This window comes from Shimazuella soli, from assembly GCF_022511585.1.
Lineage (GTDB): Bacteria > Bacillota > Bacilli > Thermoactinomycetales > Thermoactinomycetaceae > Shimazuella > Shimazuella soli.
On sequence record NZ_JAKWBN010000001.1, the window covers coordinates 381,294 to 400,366 of the forward strand.

General features: G+C 38.3%; 19 protein-coding genes. 5 read left to right on the plus strand and 14 right to left on the minus strand.

All coding sequences use genetic code 11. The features are described from left to right. Positions 1–5: 5 nt before the first annotated feature. The 7 genes from spoVAE to MK805_RS02115 form a co-directional block, all read right to left on the minus strand. The gene (gene spoVAE, locus MK805_RS02085; protein WP_240873540.1) at positions 6–356 is read right to left on the minus strand and encodes a stage V sporulation protein AE; all 351 of its coding nucleotides are present in this window, start codon (positions 354–356) and stop codon (positions 6–8) included. Next, on the minus strand, positions 353–1,372 hold the full coding sequence (gene spoVAD / locus MK805_RS02090; protein WP_240873541.1) for a stage V sporulation protein AD: 1,020 nt from the start codon (positions 1,370–1,372) through the stop codon (positions 353–355). Before spoVAD ends, spoVAE begins: the two co-directional genes overlap by 4 nt. Next, entirely contained in the window at positions 1,373–1,855 is a 483-nt protein-coding gene (gene spoVAC, locus MK805_RS02095) for a stage V sporulation protein AC (RefSeq protein ID WP_240873542.1), read from the minus strand. A 19-nt stretch (positions 1,856–1,874) separates the two neighbouring features. Further along, positions 1,875–2,729: a YetF domain-containing protein gene (locus tag MK805_RS02100; protein ID WP_240873543.1), complete on the minus strand. Its 855-nt coding sequence runs from the start codon at positions 2,727–2,729 to the stop codon at positions 1,875–1,877. Between the two features lie 19 nt (positions 2,730–2,748). Beyond that, entirely contained in the window at positions 2,749–2,955 is a 207-nt protein-coding gene (locus MK805_RS02105; RefSeq protein ID WP_240873544.1) for a DUF1657 domain-containing protein, read from the minus strand. Positions 2,956–3,214: 259 nt separating this feature from the next. Then, positions 3,215–4,315, minus strand: coding sequence for a GerAB/ArcD/ProY family transporter (locus MK805_RS02110; protein WP_240873545.1), 1,101 nt, complete (start codon positions 4,313–4,315; stop codon positions 3,215–3,217). A 179-nt stretch (positions 4,316–4,494) separates the two neighbouring features. After that, complete coding sequence (locus MK805_RS02115; protein WP_240873546.1) at positions 4,495–5,001, minus strand: PadR family transcriptional regulator; 507 nt, start codon at positions 4,999–5,001, stop codon at positions 4,495–4,497. 198 nt (positions 5,002–5,199) lie between these two features. On the opposite strand from MK805_RS02115, the gene MK805_RS02120 reads away from it, so the two are divergent. Continuing rightward, on the plus strand, positions 5,200–6,096 hold the full coding sequence (locus MK805_RS02120; RefSeq protein WP_240873547.1) for a mechanosensitive ion channel family protein: 897 nt from the start codon (positions 5,200–5,202) through the stop codon (positions 6,094–6,096). A 210-nt stretch (positions 6,097–6,306) separates the two neighbouring features. On the opposite strand, the gene MK805_RS02125 is transcribed toward MK805_RS02120, so the two are convergent. The 5 genes from MK805_RS02125 to MK805_RS02145 all read right to left on the minus strand — a co-directional run bounded on the left by MK805_RS02125 (position 6,307) and on the right by MK805_RS02145 (position 9,950). Further along, the gene (locus MK805_RS02125) at positions 6,307–6,450 is read right to left on the minus strand and encodes a hypothetical protein (protein WP_240873548.1); all 144 of its coding nucleotides are present in this window, start codon (positions 6,448–6,450) and stop codon (positions 6,307–6,309) included. A gap of 132 nt (positions 6,451–6,582) precedes the next feature. Continuing rightward, positions 6,583–7,209, minus strand: a complete 627-nt coding sequence (locus MK805_RS02130; protein WP_240873549.1) for an ABC transporter permease — start codon at positions 7,207–7,209, stop codon at positions 6,583–6,585. Positions 7,210–7,220: 11 nt separating this feature from the next. Then, complete coding sequence (locus MK805_RS02135) at positions 7,221–8,111, minus strand: glycine betaine ABC transporter substrate-binding protein (RefSeq protein WP_240873550.1); 891 nt, start codon at positions 8,109–8,111, stop codon at positions 7,221–7,223. A 48-nt stretch (positions 8,112–8,159) separates the two neighbouring features. Then, positions 8,160–8,813 (minus strand): ABC transporter permease, encoded by a 654-nt coding sequence (locus tag MK805_RS02140; protein WP_240873551.1) that lies wholly within the window; start codon positions 8,811–8,813, stop codon positions 8,160–8,162. Continuing rightward, positions 8,814–9,950: an ABC transporter ATP-binding protein gene (locus MK805_RS02145; protein ID WP_240873552.1), complete on the minus strand. Its 1,137-nt coding sequence runs from the start codon at positions 9,948–9,950 to the stop codon at positions 8,814–8,816. A 333-nt stretch (positions 9,951–10,283) separates the two neighbouring features. Between MK805_RS02145 and MK805_RS18205 the strand changes: the two genes are divergently transcribed. From MK805_RS18205 to MK805_RS02165, 4 genes are all read left to right on the plus strand, one after another. Beyond that, entirely contained in the window at positions 10,284–10,781 is a 498-nt protein-coding gene (locus MK805_RS18205; RefSeq protein ID WP_476712902.1) for an NfeD family protein, read from the plus strand. Between the two features lie 6 nt (positions 10,782–10,787). Then, positions 10,788–12,266, plus strand: coding sequence for a flotillin family protein (locus MK805_RS02155; RefSeq protein WP_275092319.1), 1,479 nt, complete (start codon positions 10,788–10,790; stop codon positions 12,264–12,266). 463 nt (positions 12,267–12,729) lie between these two features. Continuing rightward, entirely contained in the window at positions 12,730–15,102 is a 2,373-nt protein-coding gene (locus tag MK805_RS17995; protein WP_240873554.1) for a helicase HerA domain-containing protein, read from the plus strand. 27 nt (positions 15,103–15,129) lie between these two features. Further along, positions 15,130–17,397, plus strand: coding sequence for a DUF8128 domain-containing protein (locus MK805_RS02165; RefSeq protein WP_240873555.1), 2,268 nt, complete (start codon positions 15,130–15,132; stop codon positions 17,395–17,397). A 62-nt stretch (positions 17,398–17,459) separates the two neighbouring features. Here the strand turns inward: MK805_RS02165 and MK805_RS02170 are convergent, their stop codons facing one another. Together MK805_RS02170 and MK805_RS02175 are read right to left on the minus strand one after the other, a co-directional pair. Next, positions 17,460–18,455 (minus strand): inorganic phosphate transporter, encoded by a 996-nt coding sequence (locus MK805_RS02170; protein ID WP_240873556.1) that lies wholly within the window; start codon positions 18,453–18,455, stop codon positions 17,460–17,462. Then, positions 18,448–19,068 carry a DUF47 domain-containing protein gene (locus MK805_RS02175; protein WP_240873557.1) on the minus strand — a complete coding sequence of 207 codons (621 nt, stop codon included), beginning with the start codon at positions 19,066–19,068 and terminating at the stop codon, positions 18,448–18,450. Before MK805_RS02175 ends, MK805_RS02170 begins: the two co-directional genes overlap by 8 nt. Positions 19,069–19,073: the final 5 nt, after the last annotated feature.

Consider the following 19,073-nt stretch of genomic DNA (forward strand, 5'->3'; position numbering starts at 1 on the left):
CCATCTTATCCTTTTGATTTGAATAGTAATGAAGCTAAGAAAGCAAACACGATAGCTGAAGATATTCCAGCACTTGTCACCTCGAAGATACCCGTTATTACCCCGACAAAACCATCTTTAGAAGCCTCTGCAAGTGCACCATGTACCAAAGCATTGCCAAAACTGGTAATGGGAACGGTTGCACCTGCACCTGCGAAATCAATGAGAGGTTTATACCAACCTAATCCGCCTAAAATGGCACCAACCACCACTAAAGTACTGGTGGTATGAGCAGGTGTGAGTTTGAATCCATCCATCATAAGCTGACCAATAACACAGATCAGTCCTCCAATAACAAATGACCATAAAAAAATCACTGTGACCTTCCGCCTCCTTCTGCTTCAAAGGCTACTGCATGTGCAATACAGGGTATGCTTTCTTTTTGCTGATAACTGATGGGTGATAGCAAAGCCCCTGTTGCCACTACTAATACTTTATGAAGTTCTCCTCTACGCATACGGTTGAGAATATGTCCAAATACAACACAAGCAGCACAAGCACAGCCGCTTGCACCCGCTAACACAGGTTGATCTTCCCGATAAATTAATAACCCACAATCTCCAAACTTATCTTCTGCGACTTTTAAGCCATGTTTTTTTAATAGATCAGCAGCTATACGGTGTCCGATCTTTCCTAGATCACCTGTTAAAATCAAATCGTAAGCGGAAGCAGTTATATTTAAATCCCGGAAGTGTGCTTCTATCGTATCTACAGCTGCCGGTGCCATCGCTACTCCCATGTTAAATGGATCTTGAATTCCCATATCTACAACACGTCCGACTGTAGCAGAAGTCACCTTTATGCCTGTTTTTTCTGAAGTAACCACTGCTGCTCCAGCACCTGTTACTGTCCATTGGGCAGTTGGTGGTTTTTGGGAACCATATTCAGTAGGATAACGAAATTGCTTTTCGACGGAAGCATTATGACTAGATGTTCCTACTAGTACACGTTTTGCATAGCCACCATCTACTAATAGTGAACCTAAAGCAAGGCTTTCCATCGAAGTAGAACATGCCCCAAACAAGCCTAGATAGGGTATTGTTAAAGTGCGAGCCGAAAAATTGCTGGAAATTACTTGGTTCATAAGATCTCCAGCTAAATAAAATTGCATGTCATCTTTTTTATATCCAGCTTTATCAATCGCTTTTTCACAAGCTTGTTCCAATAGTTTTTTTTCAGCCTTTTCAAAACTATCTTCTCCAAGCCACAAGTCACCATGTAGAATATCAAAATCATCGGCTAGAGGACCCTGAGCCTCAAAAGGGCCTCCAACGGCGGCGGAAGCGGAAATATAAGGAGTATTGGGAAATACCCAAGTTCTACCTTGTAACACTTAAAATCCTCCTAAAAACTGTGAAATAACCACTTTTATAATTCCGATTACAAATGCAGCAAATACGCCAAAAACAATGACTGAACCCGCTAATTTAAACATATTTCCTCCGACTCCAAGTACATATCCTTCTGAGCGATGCTCGATTGCCGCAGATGCCATTGCATTTGCAAAGCCTGTAACAGGAATAGCGGTACCAGCACCTGCTTTTTGTGCGATATGATCATATACTCCTAAAGCCGTTAGCAATACAGAGAGGAAGATGAGAGTAGCGACAGTAGGGTCACCAGCTGTTTCTTTCGTAAAGCCAAAATATTTAATGTAAAATGTGGAAATCAATTGTCCAAGGAGGCATATAGCACCTCCATAAAAAAATGCACGAACACAATTTTTAACGATTGGCCGTTTTGGTTCTCTTTGTTTCGCAAAATCTTGGTATTCTTGTTGTACTGGTGTCAATTTCTTTTTCTTTTTATTGGACATGTTGATCACTCCGTTTTTTTTATTTCAACATTGGTTTTAGATCGTAAATAATCAAGGTTAAATCTTCTGCACATTGCTGATACATTTGTTTCGCTGTTGTATCATTGGTTTCCAGCGAAAAGCTTTCACAATCTGCTTTTGCTTTTTCTAAAGTAGTGAGCAATAATTGCCGTGTAGAGGCTTGTGGAATTTGAATGACATCATCAAATAAATCAAGGTATAAGTCACCCAATGTATCAATTTGAGCAATGAATACATTGTCAACAGATACTCCGATTTTATCTAGTTCGGTATGGAGCCACCCTCGATTCAAGCCCATAGTAGTTAAAGCCTCATCCATAATGGTTCCATCTAAAATTACAGTCTGAACCCCTGTACTTGGAGACACTTCAATACCTACATCTTTAGGGGTTATAGGTTGACGATTTGTTTTTAATAAAGCATTTATTTCTCCATTTGATTCCATAACCGCAAATTCTACATCCGATACGCTGAATATTTGCTTACTCCTCAATTGTTGTAATAAATCTTCAGGTGAGTATCGAAGTTTCATTAATTGATCTTCCATTATTTTTCCATCTTTCATCACAACAGCTTCTCGTCCGTGAATGAAATCTCGTACCCATTTGCTTTTTAAGGATAGAAAACTAAGGCCAATCCCTAGTAACCCCCAAGTTAGCAATGCAATTGAGCCTATTACGATAGGAACGAGATTTAAGGATATTGCAGCTGCAATAACTCCTATTGTCATCGCGAACACAATATCAAAGTAAGTCATCCTTGAAGCAACTTTTCTCCCAAGCACTCTTGTTAGAACAAGGACAAGCAAAAGAAAGACGATAGAACGAATAATAATCTGAAGCCAATCTGGCACTTTCGTATCTCCTTTCTAGCTAAAATCCTTTGTAATTTGGTTCTTCGAACTCCATTTTTTGAACGCGTTTCTTCAATCGATTGATCACAACATCTAATTTTTGTGCATTATAACGAAGGGACTGAGCAGCTTCTGCCTTTTGAGTGATCTGTTCCAGTGTCTCCATAGTTGACTTTGCTCCTTCTAAACTGACCAATGTCTGTTTTACTTTTGCGTATGTAGTCATTTGTCTCTCCTTGCCCAAACCTCGTTTTTGTCAATTATTTCCTATGGGATAAGTTTTAAACAAACAGGTGTTAGATTGATCTTGAAACAGACTAGTGGTTATATCGGAAATACAGAAGTGATATGGAAATGTTTTTGTTTGAGGGGACGAATACAATATAAAATACCAAAAGCAGTTTGATATTTCGCTTTCACAAGTTGAGTAGTTAAAAGAAGTTTTTATAAGAAGGAGATTAGGTAATCAAAAAATGAATGTATTATCATTTATGATTTATAGAACACTTCTTTTTACAGATTGTAATTAAGAACAATGCAGTTGGAACCAGAATAATGAAACATGCACCAATATAACCAAACAGATTACCAAAATGAAATAAATCATTTATGTTTTTTGGAGACATCGTAATAAGATAAATAATCGGTGCAGTGAAATAAATAATAGAAACCATTTCTATATTCGCTAGTTGACTAAAACCAATTACTGCAAAAAAATAGCTAACGATAAAGGAAGTAAAGATTTTCAAAATCCAAATGGCAAGCATGAAGGTTTCAAATCGTTCAAATAAAATACCAGTGTATTCAAACTGACGAAACACTTCAATAACAGGCCATGTTTTAATAACAGTTCCTTCTACGCCTAGACTTCCAATAGTCAAAAGAAAGGTTGTAACATAAAAAAATAAAGGTATGACAATACCTATGATGGATACTTTGACGGCTTTTTGCGGCTCCTTCAAAAAGGAAAAGAGAACAAGCATGGATTCCATTCCTGTTAAAGGGAATAGAGTGACTTTCATTCCTTCCATTACAGGTATTAATCCAGATCCCATTACAGGGCGTAAGTTATTCATTTCAAAGGTTTTAAAACTAAGCAGAAAAACCAAGACAAAAATGAAGATCGTCGGAGGTAATAAAATTTCAAAAAGACGGACAATAGGGTTGATCCCTCCTACTATTAGATAGACTCCAAGGCAAATAAAGGGTATTGCAATTGCCGCCGAAGGAGTTGTAGGAAGTAAATAAAGTTTAGTTAATTCGGTCATTCCGCGGACCTCATACGCACACCAAGATAAAAAATACAGAGAAAAACAGATACTAAGCAGCTTCCCCAGCCATTTCCCAATAATCTCTTGACTAAACTGATAAATTGATTTTTGAGGAAATCGTTGACAAAGCTTTACGATAATAATGGCAAATAAGATATGAATCAGTTCTGAGATCAGTATCGATATCCAACCATCAGCGTTTCCTGTAGCTTCTGCGAGGTTTCTTGGTAATTGGAGAATGCCAAGAGATAAAGTATAGGAGACAATAACGGCAATAGCTTGTGGAGTAGTAATTTGGTCTTTCCGATTGAACATTGTCTCTACCTCTTTGTCCTAGGAAATTTCGGTAAACATTGGTATTCAGTTTTTCCTCAGCTAAGGTTTAATATGTGAGAAATCTATTGTTGCAGGCAGAGAAAATTTTTTAAAAGGAAAAAAATAAGAACAACCAGAGGGGATAACATGTTATCTCTCTTTTTGTTCTTCATAACAGTTCATATTTTTGATAGTAAATTATCAATCCATTTTATTTCTTGCTGCAACCGAATAGTAGAAAACTGGATTACTTCATAAGTATATATGTTTTTTTCGATTGGATAATCAGCAGGGGATCTTTTGGCTAATAGGCTTGTTAGGTATGATTTTCTCATGTTTAAAATATGAAAACGATCCACTCTTTCAATACGGTCAAATAAAGCAACTCTTATTAAGAACTCTATGTCATTTTTGGCATTTTTAGGGTGGAAATCTTTGATGATATCACAGAGCAATATTCTACCCATGTCTGTTATATAATAAACATGTCGATTGGGTTTTCCGGCTTGTTCATCTGTTTTTTTGAAGATAGCTCCTTTTTCTTCAAATCGACGTAAAGATGGGTACAACAAATTATGATTAACATCCACTAAATCGCCAAGCTGATTTTGGATATTTTTTTTGATCTCGTAGCCATATTTAGGGGAAAGTTCAATTTGATATAATACTAATAAATCGATATACATATTTATCCTTCACTTTACTTTTGCTTTTTGAACTGTTTTCATCATAACAAGTTGGATAAATGAGATCAATGAATGTGTTTTCCTTTTTACACTTTTTATAAGAAGAATAGATAAGTATTTTATTAGTCTATTCGTCCTTGGTGTAAATCTATATAATGATAATAGTTTTATTCTATAAAGTCGGAGGTCCATTTTTCCGTGTTTGAAAAGCAAACAAAGATAGAAATCCATACGGAGTCCTTGATAAACCAAACAAAGTCAATCTGGAGCAATATGATAAATCATCCTGTGTCATTTCTTCTTATTCCGCTAGTGAAGACAATTTTGATCGTTTTGTTAACGGTTATGGCTGCTAGATTCATGGATCGATCAATGGATTGGCTGTTTCAACAAAGCAGAGTGAAAGGGAACCAATCACATACCTTTCATAAACTAATGAAATCGATAAGCAGGTATGTAATTTATTTCATCTCCTTTATTACCATTTTAATAAATATGGGATTTGATCCGATGCCTGTTTTTGCCAGCGCAGGAATTTTAGGATTAGCCATCGGTATTGGTGCCCAAAATTTAGTAAGGGATATAATATCAGGGCTATTTCTTATTTTTGAAGGTCAATTAGAAGTTGGAGATGTAGTTCAAATAAATAATGATATTATTGGTACAGTGGAAGAGGTAGGTCTTCGTATCATCAAGATTCGTGAATACAATCAAAGACTTCATTATTTACCGAACGGAGAAATCATGCAAGTTACGAATTATAATCGTGAGAAAATGAGGGCAATCGTTACCGTAACGGTTCCTTTTGAGATAAATATGAATAGAATAGAGAAAATTTTATCTTACGTTTGTGATGATATTTACGAAAAATATGCTGCGTGGCTCTTAGAAAAACCAGAGGTAATGGGTATTACGAACATAGATCAATCAGGTGTTCATGTTACGGTTACTGCCTTATGTGTACCAAGAGAATATATCAAAGTGGAGCGGCAGATACGGATAGAAGTAATTTTGGCTTTTCAACGCAATGGAGTAGAGATCAGTTATCCAAGCCAATTAATCTTGCAGCCTGCTCAGTCGGTTTATGATACATAGTACTACCAGAAATATATGATGCTTTGGTTTTGAATGTATATTAAATAATAATGAAAGACAGCAGTGGCTGCTGTCTTTGTCTATCGATTCCATTGAAGTGTTGATCCGCATGGTTAACATTTTATCTGAATTATAGCAACCTATTTTTATCGAGGCGGTGACTCTTATGATTAATAAGATTAGAGTCACCACCTATACCTTCTTCAGACTTCATTCACCATCGTCATTGTTTTGATTCTGCTGCGAGCTTGAAGGAATACCATTGGATGTTTCACCACTGTTACTCAATCTCATTGCTTCGCTGGGAATCTCTGGCTGGGGCATGGTGTCGTAGTTGAAGGGTTGGGTTGTCATGTTGTGTCTCCTCAATCAGGTCTTTTTGTCACCTGAGTTTTTTGGATACAATAAAAATATATCATTGTTAACAGAATAGTTTCAATATGAAGACTGTCTCTGCTTTTGTTATATAATAGGTGTTTTGATACCTTATTCTACGCGTGTTTTCTTCTCTGCTTTTCCCAGCAAATAATCCGCTAATATTGCCAAGATTGCCGTGATAATTGCACTGCTATAAATTTTGACTGGGTCACGCAAGTTTATCCCCGAATAGATTTCCTTTCCTAATCCTTCTCCACCAATGAAGGGAGCAAGGGTAGCAACTCCGATGGCGATAACTGCTGCAAGCCGGATGCCAGAAAAGATAAAGGAGAGAGAAAGTGGAATTTGTACCTTACGCAGAATTTGAAACTTAGTCATTCCCACTCCTTTGCCAGCCTCTAAAATACTCTGATCTACTTCCTTTAGTCCCACATACGTATTGCGAATGATTGGCAAAAGAGAGTACAAAAATAGTGCAATTACTACCGAATAAAATCCAATGCCGAATATAACCATCAACATGGCCAGTAATGCAAGGCTAGGAAAGACTTGGATTAAGTTTGCAATGGCTAAGATATATTTTCCTGCTCTTTCATTTTTAGCAGACAAAATTCCAAGTGGAATGCCGACGATCAATGCTAATAGCAAACCAAACGCCACCATGACAATATGTTGGCCAATAAGCACGAGTAAGTTATCCCAGTTGTGTTGAAAATAGCGGATTACCATGTCCATTTTCTCTCACCTCACTTCTTGAGTAGTCCTTGTTGCTGCAAAAATTCTTTTGCTACTTGCTCCGGTTCTTGCATATCAATGTCTACTTTTGCATTTAGGGTGCGAATCGTATTGATATTTATCTTCCCGCTTAATTTTTGGAGAGCTTTGTCTATGTTAGGGTATTTTTTCAGCGTGTCTTCTAAGACAACAGTAGATGCATCATAAGGTGGAAAAAAGTGTCGATCGTCTTCTAAAGTCACAAGATGATATTGTTTAATCCTAGCATCAGAGGAATAGGCCAAGACGATATCCATTTGCTTGCTTGCGACTGCTTTGTATACTAAGTTAATTTCCATTGGAAATACATTTTTAAAGGATAAGCCATATGTTTTGACAAATGGTTTGTACCCGTCATTGTCTCTTTCCATCCAAGAAGTGTCTACACCAAGACGCATATTTTTGGATACCTTTTTTAGATCAGAAATCTTTTTTAAGTGATATTTATCTGCTACTTCTTTGGTTACGGTAAAAGCATATGTGTTTTCAAACCCGAGAGGATTATACCATTTAAAATGATAGTATTTGGAAAAGCCACGTTGAGCTTGAGCCAGTACTTTTTGTTTATCCTTTGTCTGCTGGATAGGAAACCAGTTATTAAAGATCTCACCTGTATAGAGGGTGCCTAATTGAATTTCATTTTCTCGCAATGCATTGACAATAAAAGGGCTGGAAGAAAGATCTGTCTTTACATCGACATTTACATTGGAATTTTGTTCGATTAAGTATTTGTACATATACCCTAATATTTTAGTCTCTGTAAAGGTTTGCGTTCCTACGGTGATGGTGTCTTTTGAAGAGCATCCAGCTAGCAAGATCATAAATGATAGTGCGATAGGAAGTAATGCTTTTTGTAGTTTCATATGTATACAACAGTATCCTGTTGGACTACCTCCTGTTCTGCTGAGAACCTATGCTGATTGTTCCCGGCTTGTAGTTTGTTTGGTTAAAAATTTCTCCAAGAGTCCAAGGAGAAAGTCGATTACAATTGCTAAAATCATGGTAGTAATAGAAGAAGCAAAGATGAGTGGTTTATCATAAACACTCAATCCTCCATAAATTAATTCACCAAGTCCGCCAGCACCAATCAATGTGGCTAAAGTTGCCCAGCTGATAATATAGATGGTGGTTAAGCGAATTCCCGACATCAAGTAGGGAATAGCCAGTGGCAATTCGATCCGGAATAATCGTTGCCTTCCATCGTAACCCATGCCTCTTGCAGCTTCGATGATACTTTCATCGATGGATTCAAACCCTGAATAGGTATTGCGTAAAATAGGAAGCAAGGAGTACAAGAAAAGTGCAACGATAGCTGGAAATTTTCCGATTCCTATCAGAGGGATCAATATTGCTAATAACGCTAAGCTAGGTATCGTTTGAAAAACGTTTGTGATGGAAAATGCAATGGTTCTAAGCCATGTATGTTTTGTTTTCACTAAGTAAATTCCTAAAGGTACAGCGACGATAATTCCAAGTAATAGAGCTGTTCCAGAAATAATGAGATGCTGGATCATGGCGCTGAACAAATCACTTCCACGGGTAGCAAATATTTTTATATATTCCATTTATGACCCTTCATTTCCATTTGTAGAATAAATATCGGAAAGGTGACCGACAATGGAACCTCTCGTGACCAATCCAATTAAAGTCTGGTCTTTTTTTACGACTGGCACATAAGGCAGTTTGTGTTCATCCATCAAATCGATTGTCTGGTTGAGCAGGGTGTCAGGAGAAATGACATGTTCAAAAGTATGCATAATATCCCCTACACGTTTGCTTTCATCACGGAATTGTTGAATCACATCATAAATTGTGATGTAACCTTGAAGCCGATCATTTGCATCGACAACGATCAAAGAATCCACTTGTTTGCGTTCCATGATTTTGATAGATTCCGCAAGCCCTTTTGAGGGGAGGATGGTAACGGGTTTACGAGTCATGACTTCTTCTGATTCGGGAATTGCTTCAAATTGTGCCAGTCTTTTTTTACCGATAAAGTTTTTCACAAAGTCATTGGCTGGTCGGCGTAATATTTCCTCTGGAGTTCCTTCTTGCAAAATTTTTCCGCCTCGCATAAGGACGATTTTATCTGCAATCCGAAGTGCTTCATCCATGTCATGAGTAACAAAAATAATGGTTTTCTTGATATCTTTTTGCAAATGTATCAATTCATCCTGTAATTGTTCTCGACTGATTGGATCAAGTGCACTAAAGGGTTCATCCATTAAAATAATGGATTGTTCAGCAGCAAAAGCACGGATAACCCCAATACGTTGTTGTTGCCCACCGCTTAACTCCGAAGGGTACCGATTTCGATATGTATTTGGTGCAAGTCTAACCATCTCCAGAAGTTCATCTACTCGTTTCTGGGTGCGTTCTTCATCCCATTCTAAAAGACGAGGAACTACTGCCACATTGTCTGCGATTGTCATGTGAGGAAATAATCCAACATGTTGAATTACATATCCAATGCTTCTGCGCAATTTAACAGGACTGATAGTAGAGATATCTGCATCATTGACAAGTACTCGTCCTTTTGTTGGATCAATCAATCGATTGATCAGCTTCATAGTAGTAGTCTTTCCACATCCACTTGGGCCGATGAATACAGTTATTTCTCCTTCTTTGCAATGTAAATTTAAATTTTTTAACACGGTATGGCCATTATGATATTGCTTGTAAACATTTTCAAATTTGATCATTCGTTCTCAACCCGTCCTTACTATTGTAAAAGTTTCTGTCCGTTATAAAATAAAACGATTCTCTCGATTTTCATTATGCTGTTATTGTGTCCCGAAGAGGATAAAAAGATGAGGGATTGATTTGAAACATCTGCATAGGAGAGGTGGTATTTCGCAGAACGAATAAAAATCTTTTAAACTAATGGTAAATGTTTTTATATTATTATGCAAATCAGTGACAATTATCTATTATTAAGAAATTTACAAACAATTAACATTGTATAGAAGTACGAAGAAAAATATTTTGTTTTTCTATATAATAAAGATAGAGAGAGGGATGAGAAAAATATTGATATTTTATTTGGGGTATGTTTTTTAATTGGGATTGTTTTTTGTTTATTCAGTTTCTTTGTTGGGGATTTTTTTGGTGATATATTTCATATTCAAATCCCATTCTTACAGCCCATATCACTATTTGTAGGGCTAACCATCTTTGGTGGTGCAGGCTTTATTCTCACCAATTGGACATCGCTAAATTTAGAGCAGATACTCATTTACTCAGCTGGTTGTGCACTGTTTGGAGTTGCATTTTACTATTATTTGGTGATTCGTCCAGCAGAACGAACTGAGAGCTCTACCGGGTTTAGTGTACAAGATTTAATAGGGAAACATGGTGAAGTCTGGATTGGGATACCTGTTGATGGATTTGGCGAAGTGCTGATTACCATGGCAGGTGGTAATACAAATCATATCGCAGCAAGTATGGATGGCAATCTGATTCCCGAAGGTACCAGAGTGATTGTCCGAAATGTGAAAGATCAAATTATTTATGTAGAGATTTTGGAAGGATGATTCTATTTGTTAATTTTGCAAACTGCGGGAATCGTTGTAGGAGTTATTATTATTTTTTCCATTGCTTTTTGGGCTAGGTACAAAACAGTCGGCGCTGATGAAGCAATGATTGTAACCGGTAACATCTTAGGAAAGAAAAATGTACTTGCTGATGACTCTGGTCGGAAGATAAAAATTATTCGCGGTGGTGGTGCTTTTGTAGTTCCGATTTTCCAGCGAGCAGAAAAATTAAGCTTACTATCTCATAAATTAACGGTACATACACCAGAAGTCTATACCGAACAAGGTGTTCCCATTATGGTAAATGGTGTGGCGATCATCAAAATTGGTAGTTCTTTGGAAGATGTGGCAACGGCTGCCGAACAATTTATGGGGAAAACAAATGAAATATTAAATGATGAAGCCCGCGAAGTATTAGAAGGTCATCTCCGTGCGATTTTAGGAACGATGACAGTAGAAGAAGTGTACAAAAATCGCGAAAAATTTGCTCAACAAGTGCAGGCAGTAGCTGCTCGTGACTTGAAAAAAATGGGTCTGAGCATCGTTTCTTTTACAATCAAAGACGTAAAAGATAAAAATGGGTATTTGGATGCCCTTGGACGTCCTCGGATTGCCATGGTCAGAAGAGATGCAGATATTGCAGAAGCAAATGCGATCCGTGATACAGAAATTCAAACCGCAAAAGCACGAGAAGAAGGAACAAAAGCTTCCTTGATTTCAGAGACCAACATCGAAGAATTTAAAAAAGATAAGGAATTGAAAGTAGCTGCATTTAAGATTGAACAAGATAAGAAAAAAGCCGAAGCAGACCAAGCATATTCCCTCCAAGGCAACAAAAATAAACAACAAGTTGTCGAAGAGGAAATGAAGATTGAATTAGTTCGGAAGCAAAAACAAATTGAGTTAGAAGAGAAAGAGATTTTACGTCGAGAAAAGCAATATGATGCAGAAGTACGTAAAAAAGCGGATGCAGATCGTTATGCGAAAGAGCAAGAAGCAATAGCAAATAGTTTTCAACAAGAGGCTCAGGCAAATGCAGAGGCTGCTGCGATAAAAGCAAAAGGGCATGCTTTAGCAGAAGCGGAAAAAGCAAAAGGTTTTGCTAAAGCAGAAGTTGAAAAAATGGAAGGGACAGCAGAAGCCGAAGTTATTCGGGCAAAAGGGTTAGCTGAAGCAGAGGCCAAACAGAAACTTGCAGAAGCCTTTAACAGGTATGGACAAGCAGCTGTTTTAGACTTGATTGTAAAAATGATTCCAGAACTGGCAAAACAAATCTCCAGTCCCCTTCAAAATATTGACAAATTGACAGTGATTGATTCCGGGGGCGGAGAAGGAGCTACAAAAGTTAGCAATTATGTTACTCAGTTAATGGCTCAAACTCCGGAAATGGTGAAGCAAGTATCCGGAATTGATATCGAAAAGATGTTAACAAATTGGAATTCGAATCCAAAGCCTCCCCAAGAAGAGGATGAAGAAAGAGAGTAGGTAGTTTAGGGTGGTTATCTATTGGATAGCTGCCCTTCTTTGTCTCATTTTATAGTTAATTTTCGTGTATAACCTATATATGTTAATTTATGCCTTTTGCTAATAGGTTGTAATTGATCTAGTAACAAAACAATGATAATTTTAAGATATATTAACTTTCGAACGTGAAAAAATGAATAAATGAGTAGGAGCCTGTTGCATTATTCACCTCAAAAGCGCAGATGTGCACCTCAGACTAGGGCACAAGTCTCGCTACGTCGCTTTGAGTGGGTGGAGCGTCCTTTGTGTTTTTCAACAACAGACGCGGAAAACATACACATCCCGGGGTTCCCCACTCGCGAAGCGGAACCGGAGGTTCCAAAGTAATACTTTTTGGGGTGGATCAGCGACTTTATTCAGAGTTCAAAATAGATTTATGCAACAACCTCAGTAGAAATAAATTGGCAGGAAAAGGAGGAAGACGGTGAATAGGTTTTATTTGTTTCCACAATTGCGGCCTAAAGGGAAATATTACCAATTGAAAAGAACTCCAAGCCCAGGTCAGCCATCTTCCCAACAAAAATTGGCTTGGGATGGAGTGATTGAATATCTCACCCTAAAAAAGTGGTTTCGAAGGTTCCCATTTCGTTTCAAAGAACCTTGGATCTCTTGGGAACTACATGCTAATGGATCAGAATTAAATTATTACTATTGGGCCCCTGATGCCACACATGGCTATGAAATTGCTCAGCGGCTTGCTGTTGTTGATCCAACTTTAGAAATTACACTTGCAGAAGCTCCAGAGCCTTTAAATTTTAAACAAGCACACTATGGATACAAAATGCAATTTGAAAAGAATTTTTGTTTGCCGACTGGATGGGATGCTTCGCTCGAACAGGCTTTACATGAATATTTAAGTAAATTAAAAGAGAACCAACGCATAGTTTGTCAATTTCTAGTAAGACCTGTATATGATTACCAAGTCACACGTTCTTTTACCAAAGCATTGCACTCCCTAGAACGAAGGGGAGGAGATACAGACGAAAAAAACCGCCTTCATACGGCGATATTTCAGAAGCAGCAACAGCCAAAGGCAGAAGTAGTTATTCGTTTACTCAGTTTTGCAGAGACACTGGAGGAAAGCAAGCAGATATTAGAGCCTTGTGCCCAAATTCTATCTGTATCGGATTCAGCTGAAAGTAATTATTTAAACTGGAGAGAATGGTGGAGAATGATCCGCCCCCTATTTCGGTATGAATTTGAACATAAATTGTTTCCCTTTCGTAAAAAACAAAATGCTTTAATAATGGGGTCAAGTGAGCTTGCTAAGTTAATTCACCCTCCCAGTTACACACCATCATCGAAAATGACATGGTTAGGCGGTAAGCGAATAGCAGAACCGCTAGACGTAAGAAACCAACAAAATCAAGATAAGGGAATTAAGATTGGGACGATGGAAAAAAACTTAAATATCCGTTCCAATCGGTTATCTATTCGAAATTTAGAGAGCCATTTTGCTGTTTTTGGCTCAGCTGGCACAGGAAAAACCACTACTTTGCTCAATGTGCTGGTCGATTACATGAAGGAGAGAACAGATGAAAATCGGCTAGGTTTCACGGTGATGGATATACAAGGAAAGTTAGCGAATCAGTTGCTAGAGAGAATTCCTAAGTCTTTGCATCATTTGGTGAAAGTCATTCGCTTTAAAAGAGGACAATATCCGTTTAACTATTTTGATATCGATTACGCGAAAACAGATTATGAAAAAGCTAGAATTGTATTGGAAATTTTCCGTAGACTTGGAAAAGATTATTGGACACCATTTGTTTCCGATCATTTATTATATGGTGCCCAAGCCTTGTTGAAACTAAACCGGGCGACGTTGTTTAACTTGCAATTATTAATAGAAGATAATGATTTTTGTCAAAAAGTGATCCGAGAACTCAATCCAGCTCATCCCATAGAAGCATCTATGGCAAAATTTTTGCAGCGCTATCTGCAAAATCCAGAAGAGAGTAACTGGAAAGAAGAATTTTTCAATAATTCGATGATCACTCGTTTAAGGGAAATCAATATGTCTGGAATGAGTAATACACTCAATCATTACTCCAATGGAATTCGATGGACGGATGCACTAAATGAAGGACACTTTCAAATTTTTGATCTTTCTGGGTTGAATTCGGGAGACCGTCCAAGAATGGGCGTTTCCGTCATCACAATGTTTCATTGTGCTATGCTTATCCGGGAAAAACAGCGAACCAATGGAGAATATATACCACTGCATCCCCTAGTGCTTGATGATGCCAGTATTTACTTAAATCAAGCATTTGGAGATTTAGAATACTTCCTGCATGAGGCGAAAAAATACCGAATGCCGCTTTGGATGGGGTTGCCGGGAATTACAAATTATATTAATCAATCAGTAGCAGAATCTATCTTCCGAAATGTAGAGACGATCCTAAGTTATCGGGTAGCAAATGCCACAGATGCAGATTTTATTTATGAACATATGCACACGTTGGGCTTGGAGTCCCTTGATTTCCAGACGCTTGACCCTTTTTATGGTTATTTACAGATGGCAATCAATAATGAAGGTCAACGGACTTATGCGTTTACAAATCGAGGATATCTTCCTGAAACTCCTGTTTCTACCCAAGCGGAAATAGATGAGCTCGAGATGGGTTACTTAGGCGAAATCAATAAACGGGAGCAAGAATGGGAGATGCAGCCTTGGAAGCCTGGAAGTGAGCAAGTAGAAAAAGTGAATCAAAAGGCCGCAGGGTTAGATGGAATCGATGAATATATTCAGATATTATATGGCAATTCTCTAGGTGCAAATTCAATCAAACCCTTTTAATCATGAAATACATGTGGAGGTACCAGAATGAAACGATTTCATCTTATGCCTTTTGCGATTCCGAAAGGAGTATACTACAAGCTAAACATTCAAGCTGGTGATAAACCAAAGTACAAGCCAATGGTTCAAGTATGGAATCAAATGATCCGATTTATGAAACGACGTTGGTATGAACGTTTACCTTTTCTGATTCAGGAGCCTTGGGTTGCTTGGGAAATTCATGGTCATGCAGGAATTACACAATATGGTTGTTGGGCGTCAAACAAACTATATGGGGAGAGAATGGTTGACTCCCTGCAATCAGCCTATCCCGATATTCAAGTACATCCATCTGAAAAACCGCCAGCAATTGATTATACCCGGCCTCATTCAGGGGCTCGTCTTCTATTGCAATATGATTATGCTCTGCCCTTAAATGTTGCCTATCCTGATGATTTAGAAACACATGCAAATTTATTGGAATTGATCAGTCAACTGAAAGAAGACCAATCCGTGATCTGTCAATTTCTCATTCGTCCTATGTATGATCGTCAAGTAGAGGGTTCTTTCTCACGAGCTATCAGGGATATTAAAAGAGATAAGCGTGCTCCAAGCGGGGAAAATCAGTTGTATTTGCAAGCATTGCAAGCAAAAAAGAGTCGGATGAAAGCGGAAGTGGTTATCCGAATTTTAGCATTTGATCGAACGAGAGAAGAGGCAGATCAACTTGCAGATCAGTGCAGCAAAGCGTTCAGCTGGATGGAACACTCTCATTTTAACCGCTTTCTTGTGAGGGAATGGTGGCAAACGATTAAACCATTATTTCGCTTTGAATTCTCCAATCGCCTTTTTCCATTTCGGCTGAAAAAAAATGTGGTGGTACTAGGTGATCAGGAATTAGCTGGATTGGCCCGGGTTCCTGCAATGCCGCGGACAGCCTTTATCCACAATCAAAATATGCAGCTGCCCCTAGCTCCAAAAGAAATACAAACATATGAGGGAAAAGCCGATACGATATATTTAGGTATAAATGCTCGTGGCCCCATCGAAAACAAGATTCATCTTCCTATTGATCATCTGGCTGAAAATATGGTCATTTTTGGTCGAGATGGCATGGGGAAAACGACATTTCTGCTCCATTGGCTGCTGGATTTTTTAGACAAACGGACAGATGAAAATCGTTATGGCTGCACTGTACTGGATATGGACGGTACATTAGCTGATCGTCTATTGACGAAACTTCCAGAGAAGCTGCACCCTCATGTGACTACAGCCCGCTTTCGAGATTGGAAGTTTCCTTTTAATCCTTTTGATATTGACTTTCCCCAAGCAGAGTATGGTTATGTCGGAGAGATTTTACGGCGCTTGGATGCAGAATTTTGGGGTCCTCATGTACCGGATGGTTTTATGATGACTGCTACAGCCTTAGATTTATTGGATCAGGGATCTTATTGGAATATGCAGCGTGTATTTGAAGAACCAGAGTACGCTAAAGCGATATACGACGGGGTTCCAGAGGACAGCGATCGAAATCGATCGTTGCGGGAACAATTGAGAAAATATATTCATGCGGAAACAGGAGTCGTCAACTGGCCAAAAGAGTTGATCCGAAGCCCTTCTCTGACTCGTTTGCGTCTATGGAATTCAGGTCCGATGGGGCGGATTTTAAATCAGCGGACAGACGGCTTTCGCTGGTTAAAAGCGATTAATGAAGGCCGTATTCAAATTTTAGATCTAGCTGGTCTTACTTATGACCAAAAAAAATTAATTGTATCAAAAGTCTTTATGTTTTTTGAAATATTTTCTTATCCAAGAGAGATGAAACGGATGAGAGGTCAATATTTACCGCTTCATCCAATCATCCTAGACGAAGGTTCCTACTTTATTCATGATGTCATGCCTAATCTGTATGGATTTTTAAAAGATTTCACCCATAATCGCACCCCGCTGATATTGACTGCATCAGGTGTCAAAGATTATTTAAGTTCCCAAGTTTTAGATAGCTTGTTTCGTCAAGTTGGCAATGTTGTTTCGTTTCAAGTCTCTCCCACTGATGCAGAGGTGATTGCTAGGGGAATGAAAGATCGAGCAGGACAAGTAACACCAAAAGATTATGAATGGATTTTACCTCACCACGCTTATATGAAATTGGTTCCCAAAAAGGATGCAATTTTTGTTAATAAGACACCGAAACTTGAGATTGTACCAGATGAAGAAAAGATTCAGCATTTGTTAGATCAATCGTATGAGAGAGCAATGGAATATGAGTTAGAAAGAAGAGAAAACAAGCCAAGAAAACATACACCTATTGTTTGAATAGGTGTATAGCAAAAGAACTCATCCAGCAAATGGGACAAGTTCTTTTTGCGTGTAGAAGATTACAATCCGAAAAGGGTAAGCAAATGAAACAAAAGAAAAGCAATAATTGCAGTTATCGGTAATGTAAGTATCCATGCATAAATGATTTTAGTGGCAATACTCCAGCGGACACTTCGAATACGATCTGCTATCCCTACCCCGATAATAGCGCCAGTAATCGTATGGGTGGTACTGACAGGTACACCGATTTTGGCAATGGTAGTCAGCAGTATCGCTGCTCCAGTCTCCGCAGCAAATCCTTGGGGTGTTTCCAATCGACTAAGCCTAGAACCTACAGTTTGAATGACTTTTGCTCCTCCAATAGCAGTTCCTAGTGCCATAGCAAGTCCACAAGAGATCATCACCCAAAAAGGCACACTAAATTCTTTATTGTAATGTCCAGCCACGAGCGCCATTCCGATGATACCCATTGCTTTTTGAGCATCAGATGCACCGTGGCTAAAAGCCATAAACGCAGCAGAAATCAACTGCAAAGGGCGAAATGTACGCTTAACTTTGGATGGTTGTTTATTGCGAAAGATACTACGAATGATCTTAATGATAATAAAGCTGATCAATGCTCCTAGTACAGGAGAGATAACTAGCCCTAGAAGAATAATGAGAATTCCATGAATCTTGAGAATACCGACACCTTTAAAGGCAACAGCAGCACCGATTAGACTGCCGATTAGGGCATGCGAAGAGCTGGTAGGTAGTCCCATCAATACAGTAACCACATTCCAAACAATTACGGAAAGGAGTGTAGCTACAAGCACAACTAGGGAGATATTTTTCGGATCGACTATATCTTTTCCGATCGCTTTTGCTACTTCAGTAAAAAAGAGGGCTCCAACTAAATTTAACACAGCTGCCATCATAATCGCTTTAGCTGGGGAGAGTGTTCTTGTTCCTACAACGGTAGCTATTGCATTTGCGGTGTCATGCCATCCATTTGTAAAGTCGAAGGCTAGAGCTAAGATGATGACAACGATGACTAATAAAGTAAGCTCAGGCATACTTCATAACCACTCTTTCCATCACATCCATCAAATCTTCAAATGTATCGCTGACATCTTCTAGCCTTTCATATATTTCTTTCATTTTAATAAGGTTTAAAAGGTCTACTGGTTCTTCGAATAACGTATGTACACTTTCTCTCATGAGGCGGTCGCCTTCGTTTTCCAACTCATTTATTTCAATAGATATCTTACGAATGGTTTGAAAGTCCTTTTTTTCCAAAGCTACAAATGCTTTATGCGACAAATTGGCACATTTGACAAGGCTGTCTGCAAATTGAATGAGGTAAGGCGTAGTTTTGTCTATTTTATAGTAAACAAATCTGGCGGTACAAGCTTCTACTTCGTCTAGTACATCATCGAGGTGTCCAGCTAAAGCCATTATATCTTCACGGTCGAGTGGAGGTACAAAAGTTTGATCCAATTCTTGCAGGATAAGGTGAGTATATTCATCCCCTTTGGACTCTAAGTCTTTTATAATCTCTGCATATTTTTCTTTCTCTTGAAGCGTTTCCACATTTTCGCGAAATAACTTAACAGCTTCAACTATATTTAAAGTTGCATCTGTTAATGTTTGATAAAAGAAACGATCTTTTGAGCGATTAAATAGCAAGTTAA